The sequence below is a fragment of the Nocardioides sp. YJ-D4 genome, assembly GCF_054031495.1.
Map to the genome: position 1 here is coordinate 6,075,982 of NZ_CM132932.1, position 22,409 is coordinate 6,098,390.

At 69.4% G+C, this 22,409-nt stretch carries 20 protein-coding genes; 12 read left to right on the plus strand and 8 right to left on the minus strand.

Annotated features, from left to right (window positions below):
- Positions 1-2: 2 nt before the first annotated feature.
- From ACW14X_RS29010 to ACW14X_RS29020, 3 genes are all read right to left on the minus strand, one after another.
- Positions 3-917: a GNAT family N-acetyltransferase gene (locus tag ACW14X_RS29010; RefSeq protein WP_457164227.1), complete on the minus strand. Its 915-nt coding sequence runs from the start codon at positions 915-917 to the stop codon at positions 3-5.
- 64 nt (positions 918-981) lie between these two features.
- Positions 982-1,863: a MaoC family dehydratase gene (locus ACW14X_RS29015; protein ID WP_457164228.1), complete on the minus strand. Its 882-nt coding sequence runs from the start codon at positions 1,861-1,863 to the stop codon at positions 982-984.
- The gene (locus ACW14X_RS29020; protein ID WP_457164229.1) at positions 1,863-3,185 is read right to left on the minus strand and encodes a 3-oxoacyl-ACP reductase; all 1,323 of its coding nucleotides are present in this window, start codon (positions 3,183-3,185) and stop codon (positions 1,863-1,865) included. The genes ACW14X_RS29015 and ACW14X_RS29020 overlap by 1 nt, the downstream gene beginning before the upstream one ends.
- A 150-nt stretch (positions 3,186-3,335) precedes the next feature.
- Here ACW14X_RS29020 and ACW14X_RS29025 point away from each other — a divergent pair, with 150 nt between their 5' ends.
- The gene (locus tag ACW14X_RS29025; protein WP_160023190.1) at positions 3,336-4,616 is read left to right on the plus strand and encodes an acetyl-CoA C-acetyltransferase; all 1,281 of its coding nucleotides are present in this window, start codon (positions 3,336-3,338) and stop codon (positions 4,614-4,616) included.
- A 136-nt stretch (positions 4,617-4,752) separates the two neighbouring features.
- On the opposite strand, the gene ACW14X_RS29030 is transcribed toward ACW14X_RS29025, so the two are convergent.
- The 4 genes from ACW14X_RS29030 to ACW14X_RS29045 form a co-directional block, all read right to left on the minus strand.
- Positions 4,753-5,478 (minus strand): TetR/AcrR family transcriptional regulator, encoded by a 726-nt coding sequence (locus tag ACW14X_RS29030; RefSeq protein ID WP_160023192.1) that lies wholly within the window; start codon positions 5,476-5,478, stop codon positions 4,753-4,755.
- A 71-nt stretch (positions 5,479-5,549) separates the two neighbouring features.
- A complete protein-coding gene (locus ACW14X_RS29035) occupies positions 5,550-7,013 on the minus strand; it encodes a glycerophosphodiester phosphodiesterase (RefSeq protein WP_457164230.1) in 1,464 nt (487 codons plus the stop codon).
- Between the two features lie 56 nt (positions 7,014-7,069).
- On the minus strand, positions 7,070-8,590 hold the full coding sequence (locus ACW14X_RS29040) for an ATP-dependent DNA ligase (RefSeq protein WP_457164231.1): 1,521 nt from the start codon (positions 8,588-8,590) through the stop codon (positions 7,070-7,072).
- A gap of 124 nt (positions 8,591-8,714) precedes the next feature.
- Positions 8,715-9,290: a TIGR03086 family metal-binding protein gene (locus tag ACW14X_RS29045; protein WP_457164232.1), complete on the minus strand. Its 576-nt coding sequence runs from the start codon at positions 9,288-9,290 to the stop codon at positions 8,715-8,717.
- A 52-nt stretch (positions 9,291-9,342) separates the two neighbouring features.
- Here ACW14X_RS29045 and ACW14X_RS29050 point away from each other — a divergent pair, with 52 nt between their 5' ends.
- Genes ACW14X_RS29050 through ACW14X_RS29060 form a run of 3 tightly spaced genes read left to right on the plus strand, consistent with a single transcriptional unit; the run spans position 9,343 to position 12,074 of the window.
- Positions 9,343-9,759, plus strand: coding sequence for a MarR family winged helix-turn-helix transcriptional regulator (locus tag ACW14X_RS29050; protein WP_160023198.1), 417 nt, complete (start codon positions 9,343-9,345; stop codon positions 9,757-9,759).
- A gap of 24 nt (positions 9,760-9,783) precedes the next feature.
- Positions 9,784-11,172 carry a serine hydrolase domain-containing protein gene (locus tag ACW14X_RS29055; RefSeq protein ID WP_457164233.1) on the plus strand — a complete coding sequence of 463 codons (1,389 nt, stop codon included), beginning with the start codon at positions 9,784-9,786 and terminating at the stop codon, positions 11,170-11,172.
- Positions 11,169-12,074, plus strand: a complete 906-nt coding sequence (locus ACW14X_RS29060) for a DNA-3-methyladenine glycosylase family protein (protein WP_457164234.1) — start codon at positions 11,169-11,171, stop codon at positions 12,072-12,074. The genes ACW14X_RS29055 and ACW14X_RS29060 overlap by 4 nt, the downstream gene beginning before the upstream one ends.
- 15 nt (positions 12,075-12,089) lie before the next feature.
- Here ACW14X_RS29060 and ACW14X_RS29065 read toward each other — a convergent pair whose 3' ends face one another.
- Positions 12,090-13,340: a phospholipase D-like domain-containing protein gene (locus tag ACW14X_RS29065; protein ID WP_160023204.1), complete on the minus strand. Its 1,251-nt coding sequence runs from the start codon at positions 13,338-13,340 to the stop codon at positions 12,090-12,092.
- Positions 13,341-13,673: 333 nt separating this feature from the next.
- On the opposite strand from ACW14X_RS29065, the gene ACW14X_RS29070 reads away from it, so the two are divergent.
- Genes ACW14X_RS29070 through ACW14X_RS29105 form a run of 8 tightly spaced genes read left to right on the plus strand, consistent with a single transcriptional unit; the run spans position 13,674 to position 22,406 of the window.
- Positions 13,674-14,447: an MlaE family ABC transporter permease gene (locus ACW14X_RS29070; protein ID WP_091041520.1), complete on the plus strand. Its 774-nt coding sequence runs from the start codon at positions 13,674-13,676 to the stop codon at positions 14,445-14,447.
- A 7-nt stretch (positions 14,448-14,454) separates the two neighbouring features.
- Positions 14,455-15,297 carry an MlaE family ABC transporter permease gene (locus ACW14X_RS29075; RefSeq protein WP_160023206.1) on the plus strand — a complete coding sequence of 281 codons (843 nt, stop codon included), beginning with the start codon at positions 14,455-14,457 and terminating at the stop codon, positions 15,295-15,297.
- Positions 15,298-15,304: 7 nt separating this feature from the next.
- Positions 15,305-16,447, plus strand: coding sequence for an MCE family protein (locus ACW14X_RS29080; protein WP_457164235.1), 1,143 nt, complete (start codon positions 15,305-15,307; stop codon positions 16,445-16,447).
- Entirely contained in the window at positions 16,444-17,544 is a 1,101-nt protein-coding gene (locus tag ACW14X_RS29085; protein WP_160023210.1) for an MCE family protein, read from the plus strand. The genes ACW14X_RS29080 and ACW14X_RS29085 overlap by 4 nt, the downstream gene beginning before the upstream one ends.
- The gene (locus tag ACW14X_RS29090) at positions 17,544-18,533 is read left to right on the plus strand and encodes an MCE family protein (RefSeq protein ID WP_350839233.1); all 990 of its coding nucleotides are present in this window, start codon (positions 17,544-17,546) and stop codon (positions 18,531-18,533) included. The genes ACW14X_RS29085 and ACW14X_RS29090 overlap by 1 nt, the downstream gene beginning before the upstream one ends.
- Positions 18,530-19,780 carry an MCE family protein gene (locus tag ACW14X_RS29095; protein WP_350839231.1) on the plus strand — a complete coding sequence of 417 codons (1,251 nt, stop codon included), beginning with the start codon at positions 18,530-18,532 and terminating at the stop codon, positions 19,778-19,780. The genes ACW14X_RS29090 and ACW14X_RS29095 overlap by 4 nt, the downstream gene beginning before the upstream one ends.
- Positions 19,777-21,129: an MCE family protein gene (locus ACW14X_RS29100; protein ID WP_457164236.1), complete on the plus strand. Its 1,353-nt coding sequence runs from the start codon at positions 19,777-19,779 to the stop codon at positions 21,127-21,129. Before ACW14X_RS29095 ends, ACW14X_RS29100 begins: the two co-directional genes overlap by 4 nt.
- Positions 21,129-22,406, plus strand: a complete 1,278-nt coding sequence (locus ACW14X_RS29105; protein WP_457164237.1) for an MCE family protein — start codon at positions 21,129-21,131, stop codon at positions 22,404-22,406. The genes ACW14X_RS29100 and ACW14X_RS29105 overlap by 1 nt, the downstream gene beginning before the upstream one ends.
- The last annotated feature ends 3 nt before the right edge of the window (positions 22,407-22,409 follow it).

The window sequence follows — 22,409 nt, forward strand, 5'->3', positions numbered from 1 at the left end:
GATCAGGGCCGGGTCGCCCGGTGGACCCAGGTGGACTCGACCTCCATGCCGACGTGGAGATAGAGGTCGAGGGCGCCGGTGCGGGAGTCCGTCGACAGGGTCGCGCGCGTGGCTCCGTGGGCACGGGCCACGCCGAACGCGTCGGCGAGGAGCGCCTGGGCCAGGCCGCGGTTGCGCTGGTCCTTGCGGGTGGCCAGCCTGCTGACGTACCCCTCCCGGCCGTCCTCGGTCATCACCAGCACCGCGGCGGCGACCACCGCACCGTCCGGGCCGGTCACCACACGGATGTTCCACGGCTCGGCGCCCGGCCGCTCGATGGTCGTGGCGACCCAGTCCGCGTAGGGTTCCCGCTCGCGCTCGGACCACTCCAGGAAGGCGTCCTCGATCACGGTCCACACCTGCTCGTGGTCCTGCGGTGCGGCAGCCCGGATGGCGTACGCCTCCGGCAGCTCTCGCACCGGGATCGCCGCGTCGTGCGGCAGCGCCAGCACCCAGGACTCCCAGCGCGGGAACCAGCCCAGGGACTCGAGCAGCCGGTCGCCGGGCGAGCCCTGGGGGACCGGCATGCCGATGACCGGTTCTCCGAGCTCGGCCGCACGGGCGCTGATCCAGCCGGCCAGGGCGGTGCCGATCCCGTGATCCCAGTGCTCGGGGTGGACGGCCGCGTCGGCACGGGCGCCGCCGGAGCACTCCGCGTAGCCCACCAGGTCTCCGTCGGGTCCGAACACGCCGACGGTGGCCGCGCCGACGTCGAAGGAGGGCCGCTGCCACTCCGCGACGATGTCGGCCTCCTCGATGAGGACCTCGCCCACGGTGGCCAGCTCGTTCGCCGCCATCACGCGGGTCACGGCGGCGGCATCGGCGAGTGTCAACGGCCGCTCGGAGTAGCGCGGCGGGACTTGGAGTGGGGCAGGCATGCGAGCAACCGTCTCACCTGCGAGACCGGGGCCGCCACGGGTTAAATCGTGGCGGCCCTCGGTGTCACAGAGTGGTGGTGCGCCCCACCAAATGGAGCGTGTCCGAGCCCCGCTTGTGGAGTGAGAAGTCGTAACCGTCCAGGTGCTTGAGCGACCCGAACGCGACCGAGGAGGGCAGGAAGACCGGCTTCTTGAACGCCACGTCGACGCGTACCGCATCGCTCAGCCGGTTCTCCAGCGCCGCGATGCAGCGCGCCTTGGTCCACATCCCGTGGGCGATCTGGCGCTTGAACCCGAGCGCCTTGGCGGTCAGTGGGTAGAGGTGGATCGGGTTGTAGTCGCCGGCGACCTTGGCGTAGCGCCGGCCCAGGTCGGCCTTGAGCGGGAACACCGGCCCGGACGGGTCGACCTCGATGAGATCGGACTTCCAGGAGACGTCGGGGTTGCGCTTCCCGCGGACGAGGTACGTCGAGGTGGACTCCCACACGACCTCGCCCTCGACGGTGGCGACCGTCAGGAACCGGTACGCCTCGCCGACCGGGTGCGGCTCGGGCTGGCCCACGGTCGCGGTGACCGCGACCGCCTCGCCGACCGAGATCGGGCGGTAGCCGCTGATCGAGTTCTCGATGTGGACCATCCCCATCGCGGGCGAGGGGAAGTCGGGCGAGGACATCAGCGCCATGTGCAGCGGGAAGGCCAGCATGTGCGGGTAGGGGAGCGGCACGGTGTCCTTGATCGGGAAGCCGCACAGCTCGGCGTACGCGTCGACCGCCTTCCGCTCGAGGGCGACCGGCTCGCGGGTGAGGCTGAGCTCCTCGTAGGCGACGCCGGTCTTCTTGATCCCCGGGAGCGCGTTGATGCCCGGGATGGCCGGCAGCGCCGCCCGGACGAGCAGGGCGGGACCGGACCTGCCGGTGAAGCTGGGCTCGGTCTTCGGCGTGCTCATCAGGCCCCCAGCATCATCTGGCCGCAGACCCGCACGACGTTGCCGTTGACGCCGGTGGAGGCCGGCGAGGCGTACCAGGCGATGGTCTCGGCGACGTCGACCGGCAGGCCGCCCTGGGCCATCGCGTTGAGCCGCTGGCCGACCTCGCGCGTCGCGAACGGCACCGCTGCGGTCATCTGGGTGATGATGAAGCCCGGCGCGACCGCGTTGATGGTGATCCCGTCGGGCAGCTCCTCGGCCAGCGAGTCGACGAAGCCGATGACGGCGGCCTTCGAGGCGCCGTAGGAGGTCTGGCCGACGTTGCCGGCGATGCCGGCGATCGAGGAGACGCCGATGATGCGGCCGTTGGGGCGGATCAGCTTCTGCTCGAGCAGCTCGGCGGTGATCCGCTCGGGGGCGCTGATGTTGATCTCCAGCACGGTGCCGAAGCGATCGGCTTTCTGGTTGGCGAGCTTCTTGTCGAGGGTGACGCCGGCGTTGTGGACGACGATGTCGACGCCGCCGAACTTCTCCTGGAGGTAGGAGGCGATCGTGGCGGGGGCGTCCTCGGCGGTGATGTCGGCGGTGATGTAGTCGGGGGTGACCTTCTTCAGGTCGTCCTCGGACGGCGGGATGTCGAGACCGACGACGGTCGCGCCGTCGCGCTGCAGTACCTTGGCGATCTCCTCGCCGATGCCGCGCGCGGCGCCGGTGACGAGCGCGACCTTGCCGGTCAGCGGCTTCTTCGGGTCGACCTGCTCGGCCGCGGGCGAGGCGTTCTTGGTGCCGATCCGCACGACCTGGCCGGAGACGTACGCGCTCTTCGGGGAGAGCAGGAAGGCCAGCGTGGAGAGCAGCGAGCCCTCGAAGCCCTCGGCGACGTAGACGAGCTGGACGGTGCCGCCCTTGCCGATCTCCTTGCCGAGGCTGCGGGTGAAGCCCTCCAGTGCGCGCTGGGCTACCCGCTCAGCGCCCTTGAGCTGCTCGGGCGGGGTGCCGATCACGACCACGCGCGGGTTGTTCTCCAGGCTGCGCAGCACCGGGGTGAAGAACTCCTGGAGCGCGACCAGGTCGGCGGTCGAGGTGAGGCCGGTGGCATCGAAGACCAGCCCCTTGAACCGGCTGCCGGCCGGTGCGGTGTCGGTCGCGGTGATGTCCAGCTCGCCGAGGAGCCCGCCCAGCGACTCCGCCAGACGACCACGCCCGCCGACGAGGACGGTGCCCTTCACGAGCGGGGCACCGGCTGCGTACCGCTCGAGCTTGGCGGGGCTCGGCAGCCCGAGGTTCTTGACGAGGACCTTGCCGATCGCCGACTGGGTGAAGCTCTGGTACTTGTCGCTCATGGTCTCTCTGATCCTTCTGGACGTGGTCTCTGAGGCGTACGTTGGTATGTTACTGGCCAGTTGTAACTAGGCGTGTAACTCGGTGTCCACTTTTCGTGATCTCCCTGACATACCCTTCTCCAAAGCGCTTCATCAGACAAGGATGAACTCATGACCACCACTCGTCGTGTCGCCATCGTGGGCGGCAACCGCATTCCTTTCGCCCGCTCCAACGGTGCGTACGCGACCGCGTCCAACCAGGAGATGTTCACCGCCGTCCTCGACGGGCTCGCCGCTCGCTTCGGCCTCGAGGGTGAGCGCATCGGTGAGGTCGCCTCCGGCGCAGTGCTCAAGCACTCCCGCGACTTCAACCTGACCCGCGAGTCGGTGCTCGGCTCCAAGCTGGCCCCCGAGACGGCCGCCGTCGACCTGCAGCAGGCCTGCGGCACCGGTCTCCAGGCCGCGACCTACATCGCCAACAAGATCGCGCTCGGCCAGCTCGACTCCGGCATCGCAGGCGGCACCGACACCACCTCCGACGCGCCGATCGCGCTGGGCGAGAAGCTCCGCAAGGTCCTGCTCGAGGCCAACCGCGCCAAGACCAACATCGACCGGGTCAAGGCCTTCGCCAAGCTCCGCCCCGCCGACGTCATCCCCAACATCCCGGCCAACGTCGAGCCGCGCACCAAGCTCTCCATGGGTGAGCACGCCGCGCTGACCGCGCAGGAGTGGGGCATCACCCGCGAGGCCCAGGACGAGCTGGCCGCCGCCTCCCACCAGAAGCTCGCCGCCGCGTACGAGGCCGGCTGGTTCGAGGACCAGATCACCCCGTTCCGCGGTCTGGAGAAGGACAACAACCTCCGCCCGGGCTCGACCGTGGAGAAGCTCGCGACCCTCAAGCCCGTCTTCGGGGTCAAGGGCGAGAACCCGACCATGACGGCCGGCAACTCGACGCCGCTGACCGACGGCGCCTCCGCCGTGCTCTTTGCGAGCGAGGAGTGGGCCGCCGCCAAGAACCTGCCGGTCCTGGCCTACTTCGTCGACGCCGAGGTCGCCGCTGTCGACTACGTCGCCGGCGGCGAGGGCCTGCTGATGGCTCCCGCGTACGCCGTCCCGCGCCTCCTCGCCCGCAACGGCCTGACCTTCGACGACTTCGACTTCTTCGAGATCCACGAGGCGTTCGCCTCGCAGGTCCTCTCCACCCTCGCCGCCTGGGAGTCCCCGGACTTCTGCAAGGACAAGCTCGGCCTCGACGCCCCGCTCGGCACCGTCCCGCGCGAGAAGCTCAACGTCAAGGGCTCCAGCCTCGCCGCCGGCCACCCCTTCGCCGCCACCGGCGGCCGGATCATCAACAACCTCGCCAAGCTCCTCGACGAGAAGGGCTCAGGTCGCGGCCTCATCTCCGTCTGCGCCGCCGGCGGCCAGGGCGTCGTCGCCATCCTGGAGAAGTAGCCCGAGGCGTCACCCCCGTCGGCCGAGTTGGCACCTGGTTGCCCACTCGGCCGACGCATGTGACGTCTCGCGCGCCGGAACTACCTTCTCGCGCGCCAGAACTGACGGCTCGGCCGACGTACGTGACGTCTCGGCGTTATTTGGCGGTGAGGGCCAGGGCGGAGGTGACGAGGAAGTCCCGGACCTGGTCGGGGGAGACGGAGCCGACGGTGGGTACGCCGGGGGCGGACTCCGAGACCAGGATGCCGACGCGGGCGAGCTGGAGGGCGCCGAGGCCGGAGGCATAGAGGGTGTTGGCGAGCAGGTTGGCGTCCTTGACGTGGAGCTCGCCGGAGGCGGCACCGTCCTCGAAGACGGTGGTGAGGATGGTGAGGCAGCCGTTCATCGCCCGGCCCAGGCGGAAAAGGGCGCTCTCGGAGAGCTCGTCGAGCAGGTCGGAGCCGCTGCGGCGCATCAGCGTCTGGGCGCAGTCGACGAAGGCGGGATGTTCGATCCCGTAGTCGACGAAGGTGCCGACGACGTCACGGACGACGTCGGTGGGTGCGCTGTCACCCTCGGTCGCGGTGAGCATCCGCTCGCGGAGCTCGTCGAGGTAGCCGACCAGGGTCAGTGCGAAGATCTCGTCCTTGCCGGTGAAGTGCCGGTAGACGATCGCGCGGTTGATGCCGACCGCCTTGGCGATGTCCTCGATCTGGGCGTCGCTCACTCCGCGCTCGTCGAAGAGCTTGCGGGTCGCGGCGACGATGTCTGCCTCGCGGGCACGGCGTCGGGCGGCGGCGGCCGAGCGGCGTCCGTCGGGCTCGGTGCCGCGGGCCGAAGCGGAGCCCGAGGGGGAGTGGGAACTGGTTGATCGGCTGCTCACATGCACACTGTACGCGGTGTGCAACTCGGAGTTGCACTGTCAGTGTCAGTCCTCACAGTCCTCACATCTGTCTAGTGGAGCAGTGCGCGCCGAGCGCCCGCGACGTCATCGGTGGTGACGTAGTCGACCCCGGCGACGGCGGCGCGGAGCACGGACGCGGTGTTGACCGCGGGCCAGGTGCCGACCTCGGCTCCCTGGTTGCGGTAGCGGTCCACGAGGGCGGCGTCGAGCAGCCGGGTGTGGAGGTGCACCTGGGTGAACTCGTCAGCGTAAAGGTCCGCGGGGTCGGGCTCGTCCTTGACGGCGACCGTCTCCATCCCGGTCCGCTCGAAGCCGGGGAAGTCGAAGTGGCGCGCGTCGAAGCTCATGAAGATCGCCTTGTCGCCGTGCCCCTTTCTGGAGACCCAGTCCGGGCGCAGCGAGACGACCTTGCGGTAGAGCGCACGCATCTCGGCGGCGCTCTCGCCCTTGAGTTCGACCACGAGCCGGACCCGGTGGCCGTAGAGCCGCTCGGCCACGTCGATGGCGTCGAAGGTCTCCTCGATGGTCGGCACCCGGACGCCGCGGAACTGCGGCCCCATCCACGAGCCCGCGTCGAGCGACTGCACCTCGGCGAGGGTGAACTCCCGCGGGCTCGCCCGCCGACGCTCGGGGAAGCGGTCCTCGACATCGGTCGTACGCCTGAAGTCGCCGTCGTGCAGCAGCACCCACTCGCCGTCGGCCGTCGGCTGGAAGTCCATCTCGATGAAGTCGGCCCGCTGCCGCACGGCGCTACGGAACGCGTCCAGGGTGTTCTCCGGATGGTTGAGCGAGTCGCCGCGCCACGCCATCACCCCGACCGGCCTGCTCCCAAGGGCGTAGACGGCCGCCGAGGACCCCACGAACGCCGGCGCACCGTGATGCGCCCTAGCGACCGTCCGGAACCGCGTCTTCGCCACCTCCCGGGTCCTGAAGACGTACGTCGCATGGCCGGTCGGGCCGGTGGTGAGGTTGGCGACGTTCGTCCATCCGTTGCCGCTGTCGCGCTGGAGCGTGAGCACTCGGCCGGGGCGGGCCGGGGCGGCGAACAGGGTGAGCCGCACCGCGCTCCCGGCGCGCACCGACCTCGCCATGCTGGTCGTGACGGCCTGCGGCTGGCCAAAGAGCGTACGCGGCGCCGTGGCCAGCTCCGCCGCCTTCCGCCCCTCCCGCTCGACGGCGGGGGCGAAAACCCGCCAGCGCATCCGCCACGAGGACTGGCTCACGACGAAGGAGTAGCGGCCGGTCTGGTCGGCGATCTGCTTCTGTACGGGTTGCCAGTCGCCGTCGTGGTAGCGCTCCAGCCGGACCACCCGGCTCACGCCGGGCCCGAGTGAGCCGCTCAGCGTGAACGACTCACCCAGGATCGGCCGGGAGACGCTGGCGCTCGGCGCGGCGACGGACTGGTCGGCGGAGGCGCCGGTGGCGGCGGGGGCCGGGTTGACGGCGGCGGACCCCAGGATCATCGTCAGCGTCGCGAGAAGCGCAACGAGGCGGGCATAGGCGTGTGGGGGCACGCGCAGTGAGGTTAAAGGATCGTTCGGGGCCACCTGCACCCGGTATCCCGATCAGGTCACTGAAGATACATTCTGACGGCATCTATCGTGTCCGCCTCCGCCGGCGTCTTGTCCTCGCGGTAGCGCACCACCCGGGCGAAGCGCAGCGCGACGCCGCCCGGATAGCGCGTCGAGCGCTGCACGCCGTCGAAGGCGATCTCGACCACCTGCTCGGGGCGGACCTTCACCTGCCAGTCGTCGGTGCCGCCGACGGCGAGCTCGGTGAAACGCTCGGTCTGCCAGGCCAGCATCTGGTCGGTCATGCCCTTGAACGTCTTGCCGATCATCACGAACTCGCCGTCGGCACCCCTGGCGCCGAGGTGGATGTTGGAGAGCCAGCCCTTGCGGCGTCCCGAGCCCCACTCGATGCCGATGACGACCAGATCGAGGGTGTGGACGGGTTTGACCTTGATCCAGCCCGAGCCTCGCCGCCCCGCCTCCCAGGGCAGGCCGACCCCCTTGACGACGACGCCCTCGTGGCCGGCGGCGAGCACGTCGGTGGCGAACCGCTCCGCCTCCTCGGTGTCCACGGTGACCAGCCGCGGCGCCCGATGCCGCTCGGGGACGACCCGGTCGAGCTCGGTGAGGCGCTGGTCGAGCGCGAGGTCGATGAGGTCGCGGCCGTCGACGTGGAGGATGTCGAAGAAGTACGGCACGACGACCGTGTCCGCCGCCGACCGGGTCGCGGTGCGCGAGGCGGTCTCCTGGAACGGCCGCGGTCGACCATCCGGTCCGAGCGTCATGGCCTCGCCGTCCAGCACCAGCGTGTCGGCCGGGAAGGAGGCGACGATCTCGGCCACCTCGGGCAGCCGCGCGGTGATGTCCTCCAGGGTGCGGGTCGCGATGCGTACCTCCGAGCCCGACTTGTGGGCCTGGATCCTGATGCCGTCGAGCTTGGTGTCGACCACGACCGCCTCGCCGAGCTTCGCCATGGCCTCCTCGACCGAGCCGGCCGACGAGGCGAGCATCGGCAGCGCGGGGCGACCCACGACCAGGCCGACCTCGGCGAGCGCCTCCTCGCCGTCGAAGGCGAGGCCGGCGACCACCACGGTCGAGCCGGCCAGCATCGCGGCGCGGCGTACGGCGGGCAACGGCACGTCGGCGGCCACCGCGATCGCCTCCTGCACGAGCGAGTCCAGTGCTCCTTGGCGTACCTCTCCGGTGATGACGCCTCGCAACCACACCTGCTCCGGCGTGGTCGCCGCGCCGAAGAGCGTCTCGGCCTCGGCCGCGCGGGCGACCTGCGAGCCCGAGCCCGCCAGCAGCGACATCCGCTCGAACGCCTCGTGCACGTCGCCGACCGTGAGGGTCGCCTCGGCCGCAGGGGAGGGGAGCGTGGTGAGCGAGCGCCACCCCAGCCCCGTACGTCGCTGCAGCAGCGTGCCGGCGAGGTAGGCGGTCACCACCGGCAGCTCGTCGCGCGTGGCCGCGCCGAGGCACTCCGCCAGCGCGGCGACCTTCGCCTTCCGTGACCGGGTCGCGGCGACGGCGTTCGAGGTGGAGACGATGTCGGCGAGCAGCATGTCTCCAGTGAACATCACGCCACCGACATCCGAGCCTTGCCCGGCGCGTGCGCCGGGCAAACGGGAGGAGGTCGAGCGAGCGCAGCGGGTGAGCCTGCGAACCTGCGAAGCGGGTCGAGACCCACGTCGCGCGACGCGTTCAGCTGGCCCCCGGATCGCGCCCGAGAAGACGCAGCGCGTCGCTCCAGGGGTCCTTGCCGCTCTCGGCGAGCGGTGCGGCGAACACCGGCGTCCCGCCCGGTCTGGCGGCGATCTGCCGGGCCAGGTCGAGGACGAAGGTGACCGTGGCCTCGGCCGGGCGGTAGGTCTGCCCGAGTGCCGTGGCGACGTCCCAGGCGTGCACGGCGGCGTCGAGGAGCTGCATCCCCAGTGCGACTGTGACGGTCGGGCGGAAGCCGAACTCGGCGAGGTGCACGGTCGCCTCCGGGTCGGCGGCACCGAACGCGTCCCGTACCCGGGTGGCCGAGTCCTGCCATCTCTGCGCGACGTCGTCGCCGGTGACCGCCACGGACTCGTACGCAGCCACCGGCGCGTCGCCGTCGGCGACCACGGCGGCGAAGCCGAGGTTCTGTCCGATCATGTGGCCGAAGAGGTCGGCGAGGTCCCAGTCCGCACAGGGGGTGGGAACGGTCAGATCGCCGGCCGCAGCGGCGAGCATGGTGGTGTCGTCGAGGGCGCGGCCGTAGGCGGCGAGCGTCTGTGAAAAAGTAAGCATTAGTAGATCGTAAGCACACGTAGACGATATGTCGAGCGGTTAGGATTCTGCGGTGGATCGACCCGAGCTCGGCTTCCTGCTGTCCCGTCTGATGCGCGAGGTGATGGCCCGTGAGAAGCCGATCCTCGACGCCGCTGGGCTGGAGATGTGGGACTACGCGGTACTGAGCTCGTTGGCCGACTCCGACGCGCCCACCCAGGCGCAGCTCGCCGCCACGACCGGCCGCGACAAGACCCGCCTGATCGGCAACCTGGACCGCCTCGAGACCCAGGGGATGGTCCAGCGCGAGCCCGACCCGGCCGACCGCCGCAACCGGATCGTGTCCCTGACCCCGGCCGGCGCTCGGGTCCTCCGCGGCTGCCGTGATGCGATCGAGGCCATGGAGACCGAGCTGCTGGCCGATCTCGACCCGGCCGACCGGATGGCGTTCGAGCGCGCCCTGACAGCTCTCGCCGACATCGGGCGCTGAACCGCTCCGACCTATCCTCGCCCCATGCCGCTTGCCGTTGCCCGCTCCTGGATCGAGTCCGAGCTGCCCGCCCTGATGGCGCGTCGCCGCGTGCCGGCGGCCGCTGTCGGAGTGCTCCAGGACGGCCAGGTCATCGACCACGCCTACGGCATCCTCAACCTCGCGACCGGCGTGGAGGCGACCACCGACTCGTTGTTCCAGGTCGGCTCGATCACCAAGCTGTGGACCACCGACCTGGTGATGCAGCTCGTCGACGAGGGCCGGGTCGGCCTCGACGACGAGATCAGGCGTCACCTTCCGGGATTCGCCGTCGCCGACGAGGAGGCGGCCGCGACGATCACGATCCGTCAGCTGCTCTCCCACACGGCCGGCTTCGAGGGCGACATCTTCACCGACCACGGGCCGGGCGATGACGCGGTCGAGCGGTTCGTCGCATCCATGGGTGACCTGCCGCAGATCTTCGCCCCGGGGGAGCGGTTCTCCTACTCCAATGCGGGCTTCGCCGTGCTCGGGCGCCTGGTGGAGGTGCTGCGCGGCACCACCTGGGACCGGGCGCTCCAGGAGCGTCTCGCCGCCCCGTTGGGTCTCAGCCACATCGCCACCACGGCCTACGACGCGATCCGGTTCCGCGCGGCGATGGGTCACATCGACCCCGCTCCCGACCATGTCCTCCGACCGGGACCGGCGTGGGGGATGGCCCGGGCCAGCGGCCCGGTCGGCGCGATGCTGTCGATGCGCGTACGCGATCTGCTCGGTTTCGCCGCCATGCATCTCGCCGGCGGGGAGGCTCCTGACGGCACCCAAGTCGTCTCGGCGGCCTCGTGCGCCGAGACGGTCACCCGACAGGTCGACCATCCCGCATCGACCCGTTCCGACGCGCGCGGTCTGGGCTGGTCCCTCGACGACCTCAGTCAAGGGATCGTCGGCCACGACGGCCAGACGATCGGGCAGTCGGCCTTCTTCAGGATGGTGCCCGAGCACGGGCTGGCGGTCGCGCTGCTCACCAACGGCGGCGACACCTACGGGCTCTACCACGACGTCGTCGGCCACCTCCTCGACGACCTCGCGGGCGTCCGGATCGCGCCCGACCCGGTGCCACCGTCCGAGCCGCCCGCCGGCTTCGACGCCGGCCGGCTCCGCGGCACCTACCGCGCCCGCATCGTCGACTGGACGCTGCACCAGAGCCCCGACGGCCGGCTGTGGGTCGAGGAGGTCCCCGGCCCTGAGGGGGTCGCCATCGGCGACGAGCCGCAGACCTACGAGGTCCTGCCGTACGCCACCGACCAGGTCGTCACCGCCGATGCCCTCCATGGCGCACACCGGGTCTTCGGCTTCACCGGCCGCGACCCTGCCGGCCGGGCGACCCATCTGACCACCAGCCGGGTCTTCCCGCGGGCTAACCTCGGGGCATGAGTCAGCAGCGGACGGTCCGGCCGGGCTACGCCGTCGGCCTCGCCTCGATGCTGCGGCCGCTTCGTCGTGGGCTGGGCGACCCGACGTACAAGATCCTCGGCGAGGACCACTGGCGAGCCGTCCGTACGCCGCAAGGTCCCGCCACGCTCAGGCTGCGCCAGCGCGACGCCGAGGTGGAGTCCGAGGCGTGGGGCGAGGGCGCGGAGTGGGCGCTGGAGCACGTGCCCGGACTGCTCGGAGCGGGCGACCGCCCGGAGGAGTTCCACACCGACGACCCGCTGCTCGCGGGCCTGCTGGAGCGGTTCGAGACGCCGCGCTTCGGACGTACCGGTCTGGTGATGGAAGCGCTGGTGCCCTCGATCATCGAGCAGAAGGTGACCAACAACGAGGCGTTCCGCGGCTTCGGCAACCTGGTCAGGCGCTTCGGTGAGGTCGCTCCCGGCCCGGGTGCCGACCACGGGCTGCGCCTGCAGCCGACACCCGCGGCGCTCCGGGCCATCCCGAGCTGGGACTGGCTGCGCCTGCCGGTCGACCCGGCCCGGTCCAAGGCCGTCCTCCAGGCCGCCCGGGTCGCGACCGCGGTCGAGCGCACCGCCGGTCTCCCGGGTGGGGAGGTCGAGCGGCGGCTCACCACCATCCCGGGCATCGGGGAGTGGACTGTCGCCGAGGTGCGGCAGCGGGCGCTCGGCGACCCCGATGCCGTCAGCTTCGGTGACTACCACCTCGCCAAGGACGTCGGCTGGGCGCTGACCAACCAGGCTTGGGACGACGACCGGCTACGCGACTATCTGGAGGCATTTCGGCCCCATCGTGCTCGTGTTGTCGCGCTGATCTATCGCGGGGCCGGCAAGCGGCCTCGGCGGGGGCCGAAGATGTCGCCGCGGACGCATCTGCCGCGTTGACTGCAGGCCCGCGGGTCAGAGCAGCGGGCGCAGGGGGGTGAGGACCAGCTCGGTGAACTTGCGGTGGATCTCGCGGGAGGCCCACTCGTCGGCGGTCAGCTCGATCGCGTTGGACTCGTCGCGGGAGAAGATCTCCTCCATCTGCTTGGCGACGTCTTGGTCGAAGATCTCCAGGTTGATCTCGTAGTTGCCGGTCAGCGAGAGCCGGTCGATGTTGGCGGTGCCGACGGTCGACCAGAAGCCGTCGACGGTGGCGGTCTTGGCGTGGATCATCGCGTCCTTGAACCGCAGGATCCGCACGCCCGAGCCGAGCAGCTGGGAGAAGTAGCCGCGCGAGATCCAGTCGACGACGATGTGGTTCGACTTCAGTGGCAGCAGGATGCGTACGTCGACGCCGCGCTGCGCGGCGGCCTTGAGCGCGTCCACGAAGTCCTCGTCGGGGACGAAGTAGGCGGTGGTCAGGTAGATGTTGCGGGAGGCCCGGTTGATCGCCTCCAGGTACATCGACCGGATCGGGAACATCCACAACCGGGGCACGTTGCGGTGGAACCGGAGATCGGGCTCCCACGACGGTGCGGTCTCGATGAGCAGCGGCCCCTCGGCGGCGTTCGCGTGGGTCAGCGGGTGCGGCCGCCGCCGGTTGAGGTTCCAGAAGTCGGCGAACGCGCGCCGCAGGTCCCACACACCGGGGCCGGTGATGCGCACGTGCGTGTCGCGCCACTCGGTGGCGTACGCGGTCCCGATGTTGTAGCCACCGACGAACCCGACCGTGTCGTCGACGACCAGGATCTTGCGGTGGTCGCGGCCGTAGCGGGAGAGATCGAAGAAGCGCCACCCCGCCGCGTAGGTGGGGTAGCGCAGGACGTGCATCCCCTCGGGGAAGCGCTTGAACCGGGAGGGCACCACGAGGTTGGCGAGCTCGTCGAAGATGCAGTAGACATCGACGCCTCGCTCGGTCGCCGAGGCCAGCGCCTGTTTGAACCGCTGACCGACCTCGTCGCCCTTCCAGATGTACGTCTCGAGGAAGATCTGCTTCTTGGCGCCGTCGATGGCGGCGATCATGTCCTCGTAAAGGTCGTTGCCGAAGGTGTAGGTGGTGACCGTGCCGTCGCCGACGCTGTTGGTGAGCGGCGGCGTCACCGGGAACGGCTTGCCCCTGAGGCCTCGCTTTCCTCGGCTGCGGTAGCCGTCGACGAGGCTCATCACGACGGCCAGCGCCACCGGCACGCCGAACACGGCGAGGAGCAGGCGGCGTAGGAACCTCATGACGCCCCCCGGCGACAGTTTCATCACAGTTCCCAATCTAACCGGCTCGGCGCGGCTAAACACACCGGCGCGGGCTTCTGGCCCCGCCGAGAGCCGCAGCGCGTGCGATCACGCTCATGACCAGCATGCGAGAGCCGGCCTTCTCCGGCCGCGGCGTAGGCATGGAGGATCCTGTGATCCGCGTCACCTACCGGCGGGTAAGTCGTTGGACCGGAATACCTCCCACCCTGTTCCCGGGCATGTCGCGGCGGGTCGTTGCCCTCAGAACTGAAACATGTTCTACTACAGGCTTGAAACGTGAGCCGAGTCACAAGACCACCCGAAAGGTGCAGGATGGCAGTGCAGTTCGCCTCGCTGGTCCGAGGCGTCGGCGGGATGGGCCTGATGACCGGAGAGGTCGTCAAGGGGACGTTCACGACCAAGTTCCAGATGCGCGAGTTCCTCGAGCAGGCCTGGTTCATCACGAGCGTCACGCTGCTGCCCGCGGTGCTGGTCTCGATCCCGTTCGGGGCGGTCATCTCGCTGCAGGTCGGCAACCTCGCCGGCCAGCTCGGAGCACAGTCGTTCGCGGGGGCGACGGCGGTGCTCGCGGTGGTCAGGGAGGCAGCGCCGATGGCGGCCGCGCTGATCATCGCCGGGGCAGCCGGGTCGGCGATCTGCTCCGACATGGGATCGCGCAAGATCCGTGAGGAGATCGACGCGATGGAGGTGCTGGGCATCGACCCGGTGATCCGGCTGGTGATCCCGCGGGTCCTCGCGTGCCTGTTCGTCTCGGTGATGATCAACGGGATCGTGATCGCGACCGGCATCGGTGGCGGCTACTTCTTCACCGTGATCGTCCAGGGCGGCTCGGCCGGCGCGTTCCTGTCGAGCTTCACCGCGCTGGCGAGCCTTCCCGACCTCTACATCTCGATGGTCAAGTCGGCCCTGTTCGGGTTCCTGGCGGCGATCATCGGCGCCTACAACGGCCTCAACGCCCAGGGTGGTCCCAGCGGCGTCGGCCGCGCGGTCAACGAGGCCGTGATCATCGCGTTCATGATGCTGTTCGTCCTCAACTCCATCATGACCGCTGTCTACTTCCAGATCGTTCCTCAGGACGGGTTGTGATCCCCCGGTGACCAACACGCTCGCCCAGGTGGGCAACCAGATCGTCAAGGAGCAGCGCCAGGCCGTCGAGGGCTATGGCGACCAGCTGCTCTTCTACGTCAAGGCCCTGGCCTGGGCTCCCCGCACCATCCGCCGCTACAAGCGGGAGGTGCTCAACATCCTGGCCGAGGTCGCCTTCGGCGCCGGGGGCCTGACGATGATCGCCGGCACCGTCGGCGTGATCGCCTTCATGGCCTTCTTCGCGGGCTCCGAGGTCGGCATCCAGGGCTACGCCAGCCTGAGCCAGATCGGTGTCGCGAAGTTCTCCGCGTTCATCTCGGCCTTCTTCAACACCCGCGAGGTCGCCCCGCTGATCTCCTCGATCGCGCTGGCCGCGACCGTCGGCTGCGGCTACACGGCGAGGCTCGGTGCGATGCGGATCTCGGAGGAGATCGATGCGCTCGAGGCGATGGGGGTGCCGAGCCTTCCCTACCTGGTCACCACCCGGATGATCGCCGGGTTCCTGGCCGTCATCCCGCTCTACATCGTCGCCCTGTGCGCCTCCTACCTCAGCCCGCGGCTGATCACGACGCTGATGTACGGGCAGTCGGGCGGGACGTACGACCACTACTTCCTGGCGTTCCTGCCGCCGATCGACATCCTCTACAGCTTCCTGAAGCTGATCATCCTTGCCGTCGCGATCATCCTGATCCACTGCTACTACGGCTACACCGCCTCCGGCGGCCCGGCCGGGGTCGGCATCGCGGTCGGCAAGGCGATCCGTACGTCCATCGTCACGGTCGTCGTCGCGGACTTCTTCCTGAGCTTCGCGATCTGGGGCTCGACGACCACGGTCCGGATCACGGGGTGAGCGCCAGATGTTGATGGGCATCCAGCGCGACACCCGCGCCGAGCACACCAAGCTCTTCGTCTCCGGGATCGCCTTCACGGTGACCCTCGCCCTGCTGATCACGCTCTGCATCGCGATCTACCAGAAGGCGTTCGTGCAGTTCACCACCGTGAGCGTCGAGGCGGACCGGGCCGGCCTGCAGCTGCCTCGCTACGGCGACGTACGCATGCACGGCGTCATCGTCGGCCAGATCCGCGAGATCGATCAGGACGGCAAGAAGGCCGTCATCGAGCTCGGTCTGGAGCCGGAGCAGGCCGAGCAGATCCCCGCCAACGTCAGCGTCGCGATCAAGCCGACGACGCTGTTCGGGCAGAAGTACGTCGAGTTCATCGACCCCGAGGGGGAGCGGACCGGCGCACTGAGCGACGGCACCGTCATCCCCGCCGACCGGGTCCGCACCAGTGTCGAGCTCGACGTGATCCTGGCCCGGCTCTTCCCGCTGCTGAAGTCGATCCGTCCCCAGGACCTCAACAGCACCCTGCACGCCCTCGCCACCGCGCTCTCCGGCAACGGGGAGAAGCTCGGCGAGACCTTGGTCCAGCTCAACGACTACCTCGAAGAGATGAACGTCCACCTCCCCACACTCGAACGCGATCTCGAGGACATGGCCGACGTCGCCGAGACCTACTCCATGGCCGCGCCCGACCTGGTCAAGGTCCTCGAGAACACCACGACCACCGCCAACACCGTCACCGAGCAGCGCACCCGCCTCGGCGGCCTGCTGACCTCGGTGACCGGAGTCGCCGACACCTCCGAGAACCTGCTCGCCACGAACGAGAAGGCGATCAGGTACGAGACCGAGCTGGCCGTCCCGCTGCTCAAGCTGCTCTCCGACTACTCGCCGGAGTACACCTGCCTGCTGCGGGGGCTCGACGACTACACCGAGCTCCTGGCGACCGTCTTCCAGCAGAACCGCGTGCGCCAGACGATGGTCCTCGACGGCACCCAGAAGCCGGCGTACGGCCGCGACGACCGCCCCGAGTGGGGCGAGATCGGCCACGGACCGTGGTGCGACGGCCTGCCGAACCCGAAGGTGCCGGCCGGCCCGAAGGAGCTGGAGAACGGCACCGAGGACGTCCCGTGGGCACCGGGGAACGGGGGTCTGCAGTGAACAAGCGCGATCTGAAGACCGCGGTGGCCGGGACCAAGCTGGTCATCTTCACCGTCCTCTCGATCCTCGTCACCGGCACCCTGGCCTCGATCATGGGCAACGTCGGCTTCGGTGACCGGGTGCCCTACCGCGCCGAGTTCACCACCGCGTCCGGCCTGAGCGAGGGGGACGACGTACGCGTCGCCGGCATCACCGTGGGCGAGGTGCTCGCCGTCGAGATCGAGGACGGCGACCACGCGATGGTCACCTTCCGGGTCGACAAGACGGTGCCGCTCACGACCGCCAGCGGCGCCCAGGTGCGCTACCTGAACCTGGTCGGCGACCGCTACCTGGCGCTGACCCAGGACGCCGGGCAGCAGGAGCCGGGATCGGAGAGCACCCCGCTGCGGCAGGGCCAGGCCATCGCGATGGCCAACACCACTCCGGCTCTCGACCTGACCGAGCTCTTCAACGGCTTCCAGCCGCTCTTCCAGGCGCTGCAGCCCAAGGACGTCAACAAGCTCTCGCTCAACCTGATCCGGGTGCTGCAGGGGGAGGGCGGCACCGTCGCCAGCCTCCTCTCGGAGACGGCCGAGCTGACCAGTGCGCTCGCCGAGCGCGACCAGCTGATCGGCGACGTGATCACCAACCTCTCCAAGACGCTCAACACCGTCAACGAGCACCACACCGAGCTGGCCGAGCTCATTCAGCAGCTCAGCGGCTGGATGAAGGACCTGGCGCGCGACAAGGAGGCGATCGGTGACTCGATCTCCTCGATCGGCGACCTCACCGACGAGCTGGCCGGGCTGCTCACCGACGTACGCCCGTTCCTCAAGGAGGACATCAAGCAGCTCAAGCGGGTGGTGGACATCCTCAACAAGCCGGGCAACCAGAAGCTGCTCGACAGGACGCTCGAGCGGCTCCCGGAGACCCTCGAGTCGCAGGCGCGGATCGGCAGCTACGGCTCCTGGTACAACTACTACCTCTGCGACCTCGACTTCTCGATCAAGCTGCCATCGCTCGGTGAGCTGCTCGACAACTCGCCCGCCGTGAAGGCCATCCAGAAGCAGCTCGACAACGTGGCCTTCTACAGCCGGGCCGAGAGGTGCAAGCTCTGATGGCACACCACAGCGACACCCAGCTCAAGCGCACCGGCGTGATCACGATCGTGGCGATCGCGCTGGCGCTGACCGCGGCGTTCAACCTGCGCAAGCTCCCGTGGTTCGCCGGCACCACCTACCAGGCCGAGTTCTCCGACACCAGCGGCCTGCACGTGGGCAACCGGGTGGAGATCGCCGGCATCCGGGTCGGCCGGGTCAGCGACATCGAGATCGAGGGCGCCAAGGTGGTGGTCTCGTTCTCGGTCGAGGGCACCGAGATCGGCCATCGCAGCGAGGCGAAGATCGGGGTGCTCAACCTGCTGGGGGAGAAGTACCTCGACATCACCCCGCAGGGCGGCCGCACGCTCGAAGCCGGCTCGAAGATCCCGTTGGCCCGCACCAGCGCCGGCAGCGACATCGTCGGCACGTTCGGCGATCTCGCCGAGACGACCGAGGCGATCGACACCCAGCAGCTGGCCAAGGCGCTGACCACGATGTCGGGCACGCTCGACAAGGCCGGGCCCGAGGTACAGGGCGCCTTCCAGGGCATCGCCGCGCTCTCCCAGACGATCGCCGCCCGCGGCGACGAGCTGGAGTCGCTGCTCGAGGACGCCGAGAAGGTCGTCCAGCTCGTGAACCAGCGCAAGCAGGACATCATCAGCGTGATGGAGAACGGCGACCAGGTCTTCGCCGAGCTCATCCAGCGCCGCCAGGCGATCCACCAGCTGCTGGTCAACGCCACCGCCCTGGCCGAGCAGCTGCAGGCCTTGGTGAAGGAGAACCAGAAGCAGATCGGGCCCGCGCTGGACGCGCTCAACCAGGCGCTGAAGTTCCTCAACGCCCGCGACGAGGACCTGACCAAGACCATCCAGAACTACGGGCCGTACGCGTCGATCCTGATCAACATCATCGGCACCGGCCCCTGGTTCGACGCCTACCTCGCCAACCTGACCGGCATCGTGAGCGGCGAGTTCGTGCCCGGACGACGACCAGGGATCGTGCAATGACAAAGAACTTCTGGGGCCGAAAGTGGGCCGCGTTGCCCATCGCGCTGGTGGTGATGTGCGGGCTGTTGCTCGTCTCCGAGGTCGCCGCCCCCGACACCAAGCTGGTGACCGTCAGCTTCCCGCAGGCGGTGAGCATCTACGAGGGCTCCGACGTGGTCATCATGGGCGTCAAGGTCGGCAAGGTCGCCTCGCTCGAGCCGAAGGGCGACCACGTGGACGCGGTGATCGAGTACGAGAGCGACTACAAGCTCCCGAAGGACGTCAAGGCGGCGATCGTCACTCCGACGCTGGTCGCCGACCGGTTCGTGCAGCTGACCCCGGCCTACACCGGCGGGCCGGCCATGGCCGACGGCGGCGAGATCCCGATCGAGCGCACGGCGGTCCCGGTCGAGCTCGACCGCATCTACGCCAGCCTCTCCGAGCTCACCACCGCGCTGGGACCCAACGGCGCCAACAAGAACGGGGCACTGAGCGACGTCCTGCGCGAGGGCGCCGACGCCCTGGAGGGCAACGGCAAGATCGGCAACCAGGCGATCGCCGACATGTCCGAGGCGGCCCAGGTGCTCGGCGGCAACTCCGAGCAGCTCTTCAGCACCCTCTCCCAGCTCTCCGAGGTCACCCGGACGCTGGCCCGCAACGACGACACCACCGAGAAGTTCCTGACCGACCTCGGGACCGTCTCCACCCAGCTGGCCGGCGAGAGCGACGAGCTCGACCAGGCGCTCGCCGCGATCGCGCAGGCGGTCAAGGTGACGAAGTCCTTCGTGGAGAACAACCGCGACGCCCTGGTCGGCGACGTCAAGGAGCTCAACAAGACGCTCAACATCCTGGCCAAGGAGAAGGAGACGCTCGGCACCGTCATCGACCTGGCGCCGCTCGGTATCGGCAACCTGGCCGAATCCTTCGACCCGGCGTCGGGCTCGGTCGGCTTCCGGCTGCAGGTCGGGCCGATCGGGTCGGATCTGTCCAACATCCTCTGCATGGTCGTGGAGAACGACAAGATCCCCGGAGCCAAGGAGATCTGCGCACTGTTCAAGGCGCTGCTTCCGACCGGGTCGACCGCGCCGGCGGGCAAGGCGCTCACCGATGCCAGCGCCCCGACCGACCGCGACACCGCCACCGGGCTGCCGCTCGACACCGGCACCCCGGCCAAGCAGCCGGAGGTGGAGCCGGAGGTCGTCACCCAGGGCGGCATCACCGAGCTCAGCGGCTCGCTCCAGGAACTGATGTCGGGAGGCAAGAGATGAGGACGCGCGTCTTCCTGGCCATGGTCGGCCTCGTCGCGATGGCGAGCGGGTGCGGCGTACAGGCCTATGACCTGCCGCTTCCCGGCAAGGAGGTCGGCGAGGGCGACGGCTATGTCGTCACCGCGGAGTTCAACGACGTCGTCGACGTGGTGCCGCGCACCAAGGTGATGGCCAACGACGTTCCGATCGGCCAGGTCGACAAGGTCGAGCGGGAGGGCTGGCACGCGAAGGTCACCATGACCCTCCGCAAGAACATCGAGCTCCCTGCCGACGCGCTGGCCAACGTACGCCAGACCAGCCTGCTCGGGGAGAAGTACATCGCTCTGGTGGCGCCGGAGGGGTCCACCGTCGCCAGCGCCGGCAGGCTGGGTGACGGCGCGACCATCGGGCTCGACCGCACCAACCGCAACCCCGAGGTCGAAGAGGTGCTCGGCGCGCTCTCCTTCCTGCTGGCGGGTGGCGGAGTCGGGCAGCTGAAGACCATCAGCGACGAGCTCAACACCATGATGGACGGGCGCACCGGCGACATGCGGGCGCTGCTGGGAAACCTGGAGACCACGGTCGCCTCGCTCAACCAGCAGAAGGGCTCGATCATCAGGGCGATGGAGCAGGTCGACCGGCTGACCCGCACCCTCAACAAGGAGTCCGAGAAGATCGAGGCGGCCATCGACTCCTTCGGCCCGGCGCTCGAGGTGCTCCGCCAGCAGCACGCCGACCTGCTGAAGATGATGAAGGCGCTCGACCGGCTCGGGGTCGTCGCGACGCGGGTGATCAACCAGAGCGGCGCCAACCTGACCACGGCGCTCGACGAGCTCGCCCCGACGCTGCGCGAGCTCGCCGACGCCGGTGACTCGCTGCCGCGCGGCCTGATGATGGCGGCCAGCTTCCCGTTCCCCGAGAACGCCTCCGGGCTGGCGATGGGTGACTACTCCAACGCGCTGTTCCACATGGACCTCGACCTCGGCAAGCTGGTCGGCAGCCTCACCAACGGCGAGTCCAGCGGCATCATCCCGCAGGTCTTCCAGATCTGCCTGTCCTACTCCAAGGGCTGCGAGGCGATCCAGCCGCTGGCCAAGGCGCTGTGCGACCTGACCAACCTGCAGCTGGTCTGCTCGGTGGTCGGCAAGGAGGACACGGCGGCGAAGCCGGGGGAGAAGACGCCGAAGCTGCCCGACATCTCCGACCTGCTGCCCAAGAGCTCCACCTCGACCAAGACGCCGGGGCTCAACGACCTGGTGCCGGAGATAGCCGAGGGCCTCTCGAGCCCGACCGAGACCGAGTCGCCCACGGCCGAGCCGACGACCGGGGGCCTGGCCGGCCTCCTCGGACTGCTGGGAGGCGGTAGCTGATGACACGGAGCGTCCGCAACAAGCTGGTCATCTTCCTCATCCTCGCCGCGGTCGGGATCTTCTACGTCTCGGCCGCCTACCTCGGCGTCGTCGACCGGGTCCTGGGCCGTCACGTGGACGTCTCGGTCGACCTGCCGGCCTCGGGTGGCCTCTACGAGGGCAGCGAGGTCAACTACCGCGGCGTCAGCATCGGCCGGGTCGCCTCGATGACCGTCACCGACGAAGGCGTACGCGCCGAGCTCGAGCTCGACCCCGGCACCGAGGTGCCGCGGGACGCCGAGGTGGAGGTCCACAACCTCTCGGCGGTGGGGGAGCAGTACATCAACTTCATCCCCGACTCGGCCGCCGGGCCCTACCTGGCCGAGGGCGACGTCGTGACCGCCGGGCCGGAGTCGATGCCCGGCACCACCGACGAGCTGCTCACCGAGCTGAACAGCTTCACCACCTCGATCAACGGCCAGGACCTGAGCACCGTCGTCGCCGAGCTCGGCACGCTGTTCCGCGGCAACGCCGAGAACCTGCGTACGCTGCTCGACTCGGGCTCCACCCTGGTCGACCAGGCCTCCGCCCACCAGAAGGAGACCGTGCGGCTGCTCAACACCAGCCAGACCGTGCTCCAGACGCAGAAGGAGCACAGCGGCGACATCCGCGAGTTCGCCGACGGGCTCGAGGAGGTCACCGCCACGCTGGACAAGCGCGACCCGGAGCTGCGCGAGATCCTGCAGGGCGGCGAGGCGACCGCGGTCCAGGTGCAGTCGCTGCTCGACGGTCTGCAGCCGCTCCTGCCGGTCTTCCTGGCCAACCTCAGCACCGTCAACGAGGTGCTCACCGCCCGGCTGCCCGCGATCGAGCAGACCCTGGTGACCTTCCCGCGCGTCGTGGCGACAGGGTGGACCGGCTCGCCCGGCGACGGCTACGGTCACCTGTCGATGGGCTTCGTCTACACCACACCGCCGTGCCAGGAGGGCTACAAGCCCGCCGACCAGTGGATCCCCGGCACCGTGATGGAGGACCAGCCGCTCTACCCGGCCAAGTGCACCGACGAGCGTGCCCAGCCCGGCTACCAGGGTGACAACCCGATCATGCAGCGCGGTGTCAACATGGTCCCCAAGCCCGAGGGCGTGGGGAAGTACGTCACGACCTACGACCCGAAGACCGGGCGCACCGAGCTCCCCGATGGAAAGACGGTCACGATGTCCACCCCGACCGATGACGGAGGCCTGGTCTCCGCCCTGTCCGACGACTCCTGGCGATCGATGATCCTGGGAGAGGAGTGAGCC

What these genes read in the sequence shown, in the direction of transcription:
- ACW14X_RS29010 (WP_457164227.1), bottom strand. Translation starts at nt 917, where the DNA reads ATGCCTGCCCCACTCCAAGTCCCGCCGCGCTACTCCGAGCGGCCGTTG.
- ACW14X_RS29090 (WP_350839233.1), top strand. Translation starts at nt 17,544, where the DNA reads ATGGCACACCACAGCGACACCCAGCTCAAGCGCACCGGCGTGATCACG.
- ACW14X_RS29105 (WP_457164237.1), top strand. Translation starts at nt 21,129, where the DNA reads ATGACACGGAGCGTCCGCAACAAGCTGGTCATCTTCCTCATCCTCGCC.
- ACW14X_RS29020 (WP_457164229.1), bottom strand. Translation starts at nt 3,185, where the DNA reads ATGAGCGACAAGTACCAGAGCTTCACCCAGTCGGCGATCGGCAAGGTC.
- ACW14X_RS29015 (WP_457164228.1), bottom strand. Translation starts at nt 1,863, where the DNA reads ATGAGCACGCCGAAGACCGAGCCCAGCTTCACCGGCAGGTCCGGTCCC.
- ACW14X_RS29065 (WP_160023204.1), bottom strand. Translation starts at nt 13,340, where the DNA reads ATGAGGTTCCTACGCCGCCTGCTCCTCGCCGTGTTCGGCGTGCCGGTG.
- ACW14X_RS29070 (WP_091041520.1), top strand. Translation starts at nt 13,674, where the DNA reads ATGGCAGTGCAGTTCGCCTCGCTGGTCCGAGGCGTCGGCGGGATGGGC.
- ACW14X_RS29025 (WP_160023190.1), top strand. Translation starts at nt 3,336, where the DNA reads ATGACCACCACTCGTCGTGTCGCCATCGTGGGCGGCAACCGCATTCCT.
- ACW14X_RS29095 (WP_350839231.1), top strand. Translation starts at nt 18,530, where the DNA reads ATGACAAAGAACTTCTGGGGCCGAAAGTGGGCCGCGTTGCCCATCGCG.
- ACW14X_RS29080 (WP_457164235.1), top strand. Translation starts at nt 15,305, where the DNA reads ATGTTGATGGGCATCCAGCGCGACACCCGCGCCGAGCACACCAAGCTC.
- ACW14X_RS29100 (WP_457164236.1), top strand. Translation starts at nt 19,777, where the DNA reads ATGAGGACGCGCGTCTTCCTGGCCATGGTCGGCCTCGTCGCGATGGCG.
- ACW14X_RS29055 (WP_457164233.1), top strand. Translation starts at nt 9,784, where the DNA reads ATGCCGCTTGCCGTTGCCCGCTCCTGGATCGAGTCCGAGCTGCCCGCC.
- ACW14X_RS29060 (WP_457164234.1), top strand. Translation starts at nt 11,169, where the DNA reads ATGAGTCAGCAGCGGACGGTCCGGCCGGGCTACGCCGTCGGCCTCGCC.
- ACW14X_RS29045 (WP_457164232.1), bottom strand. Translation starts at nt 9,290, where the DNA reads ATGCTTACTTTTTCACAGACGCTCGCCGCCTACGGCCGCGCCCTCGAC.
- ACW14X_RS29040 (WP_457164231.1), bottom strand. Translation starts at nt 8,590, where the DNA reads ATGTTCACTGGAGACATGCTGCTCGCCGACATCGTCTCCACCTCGAAC.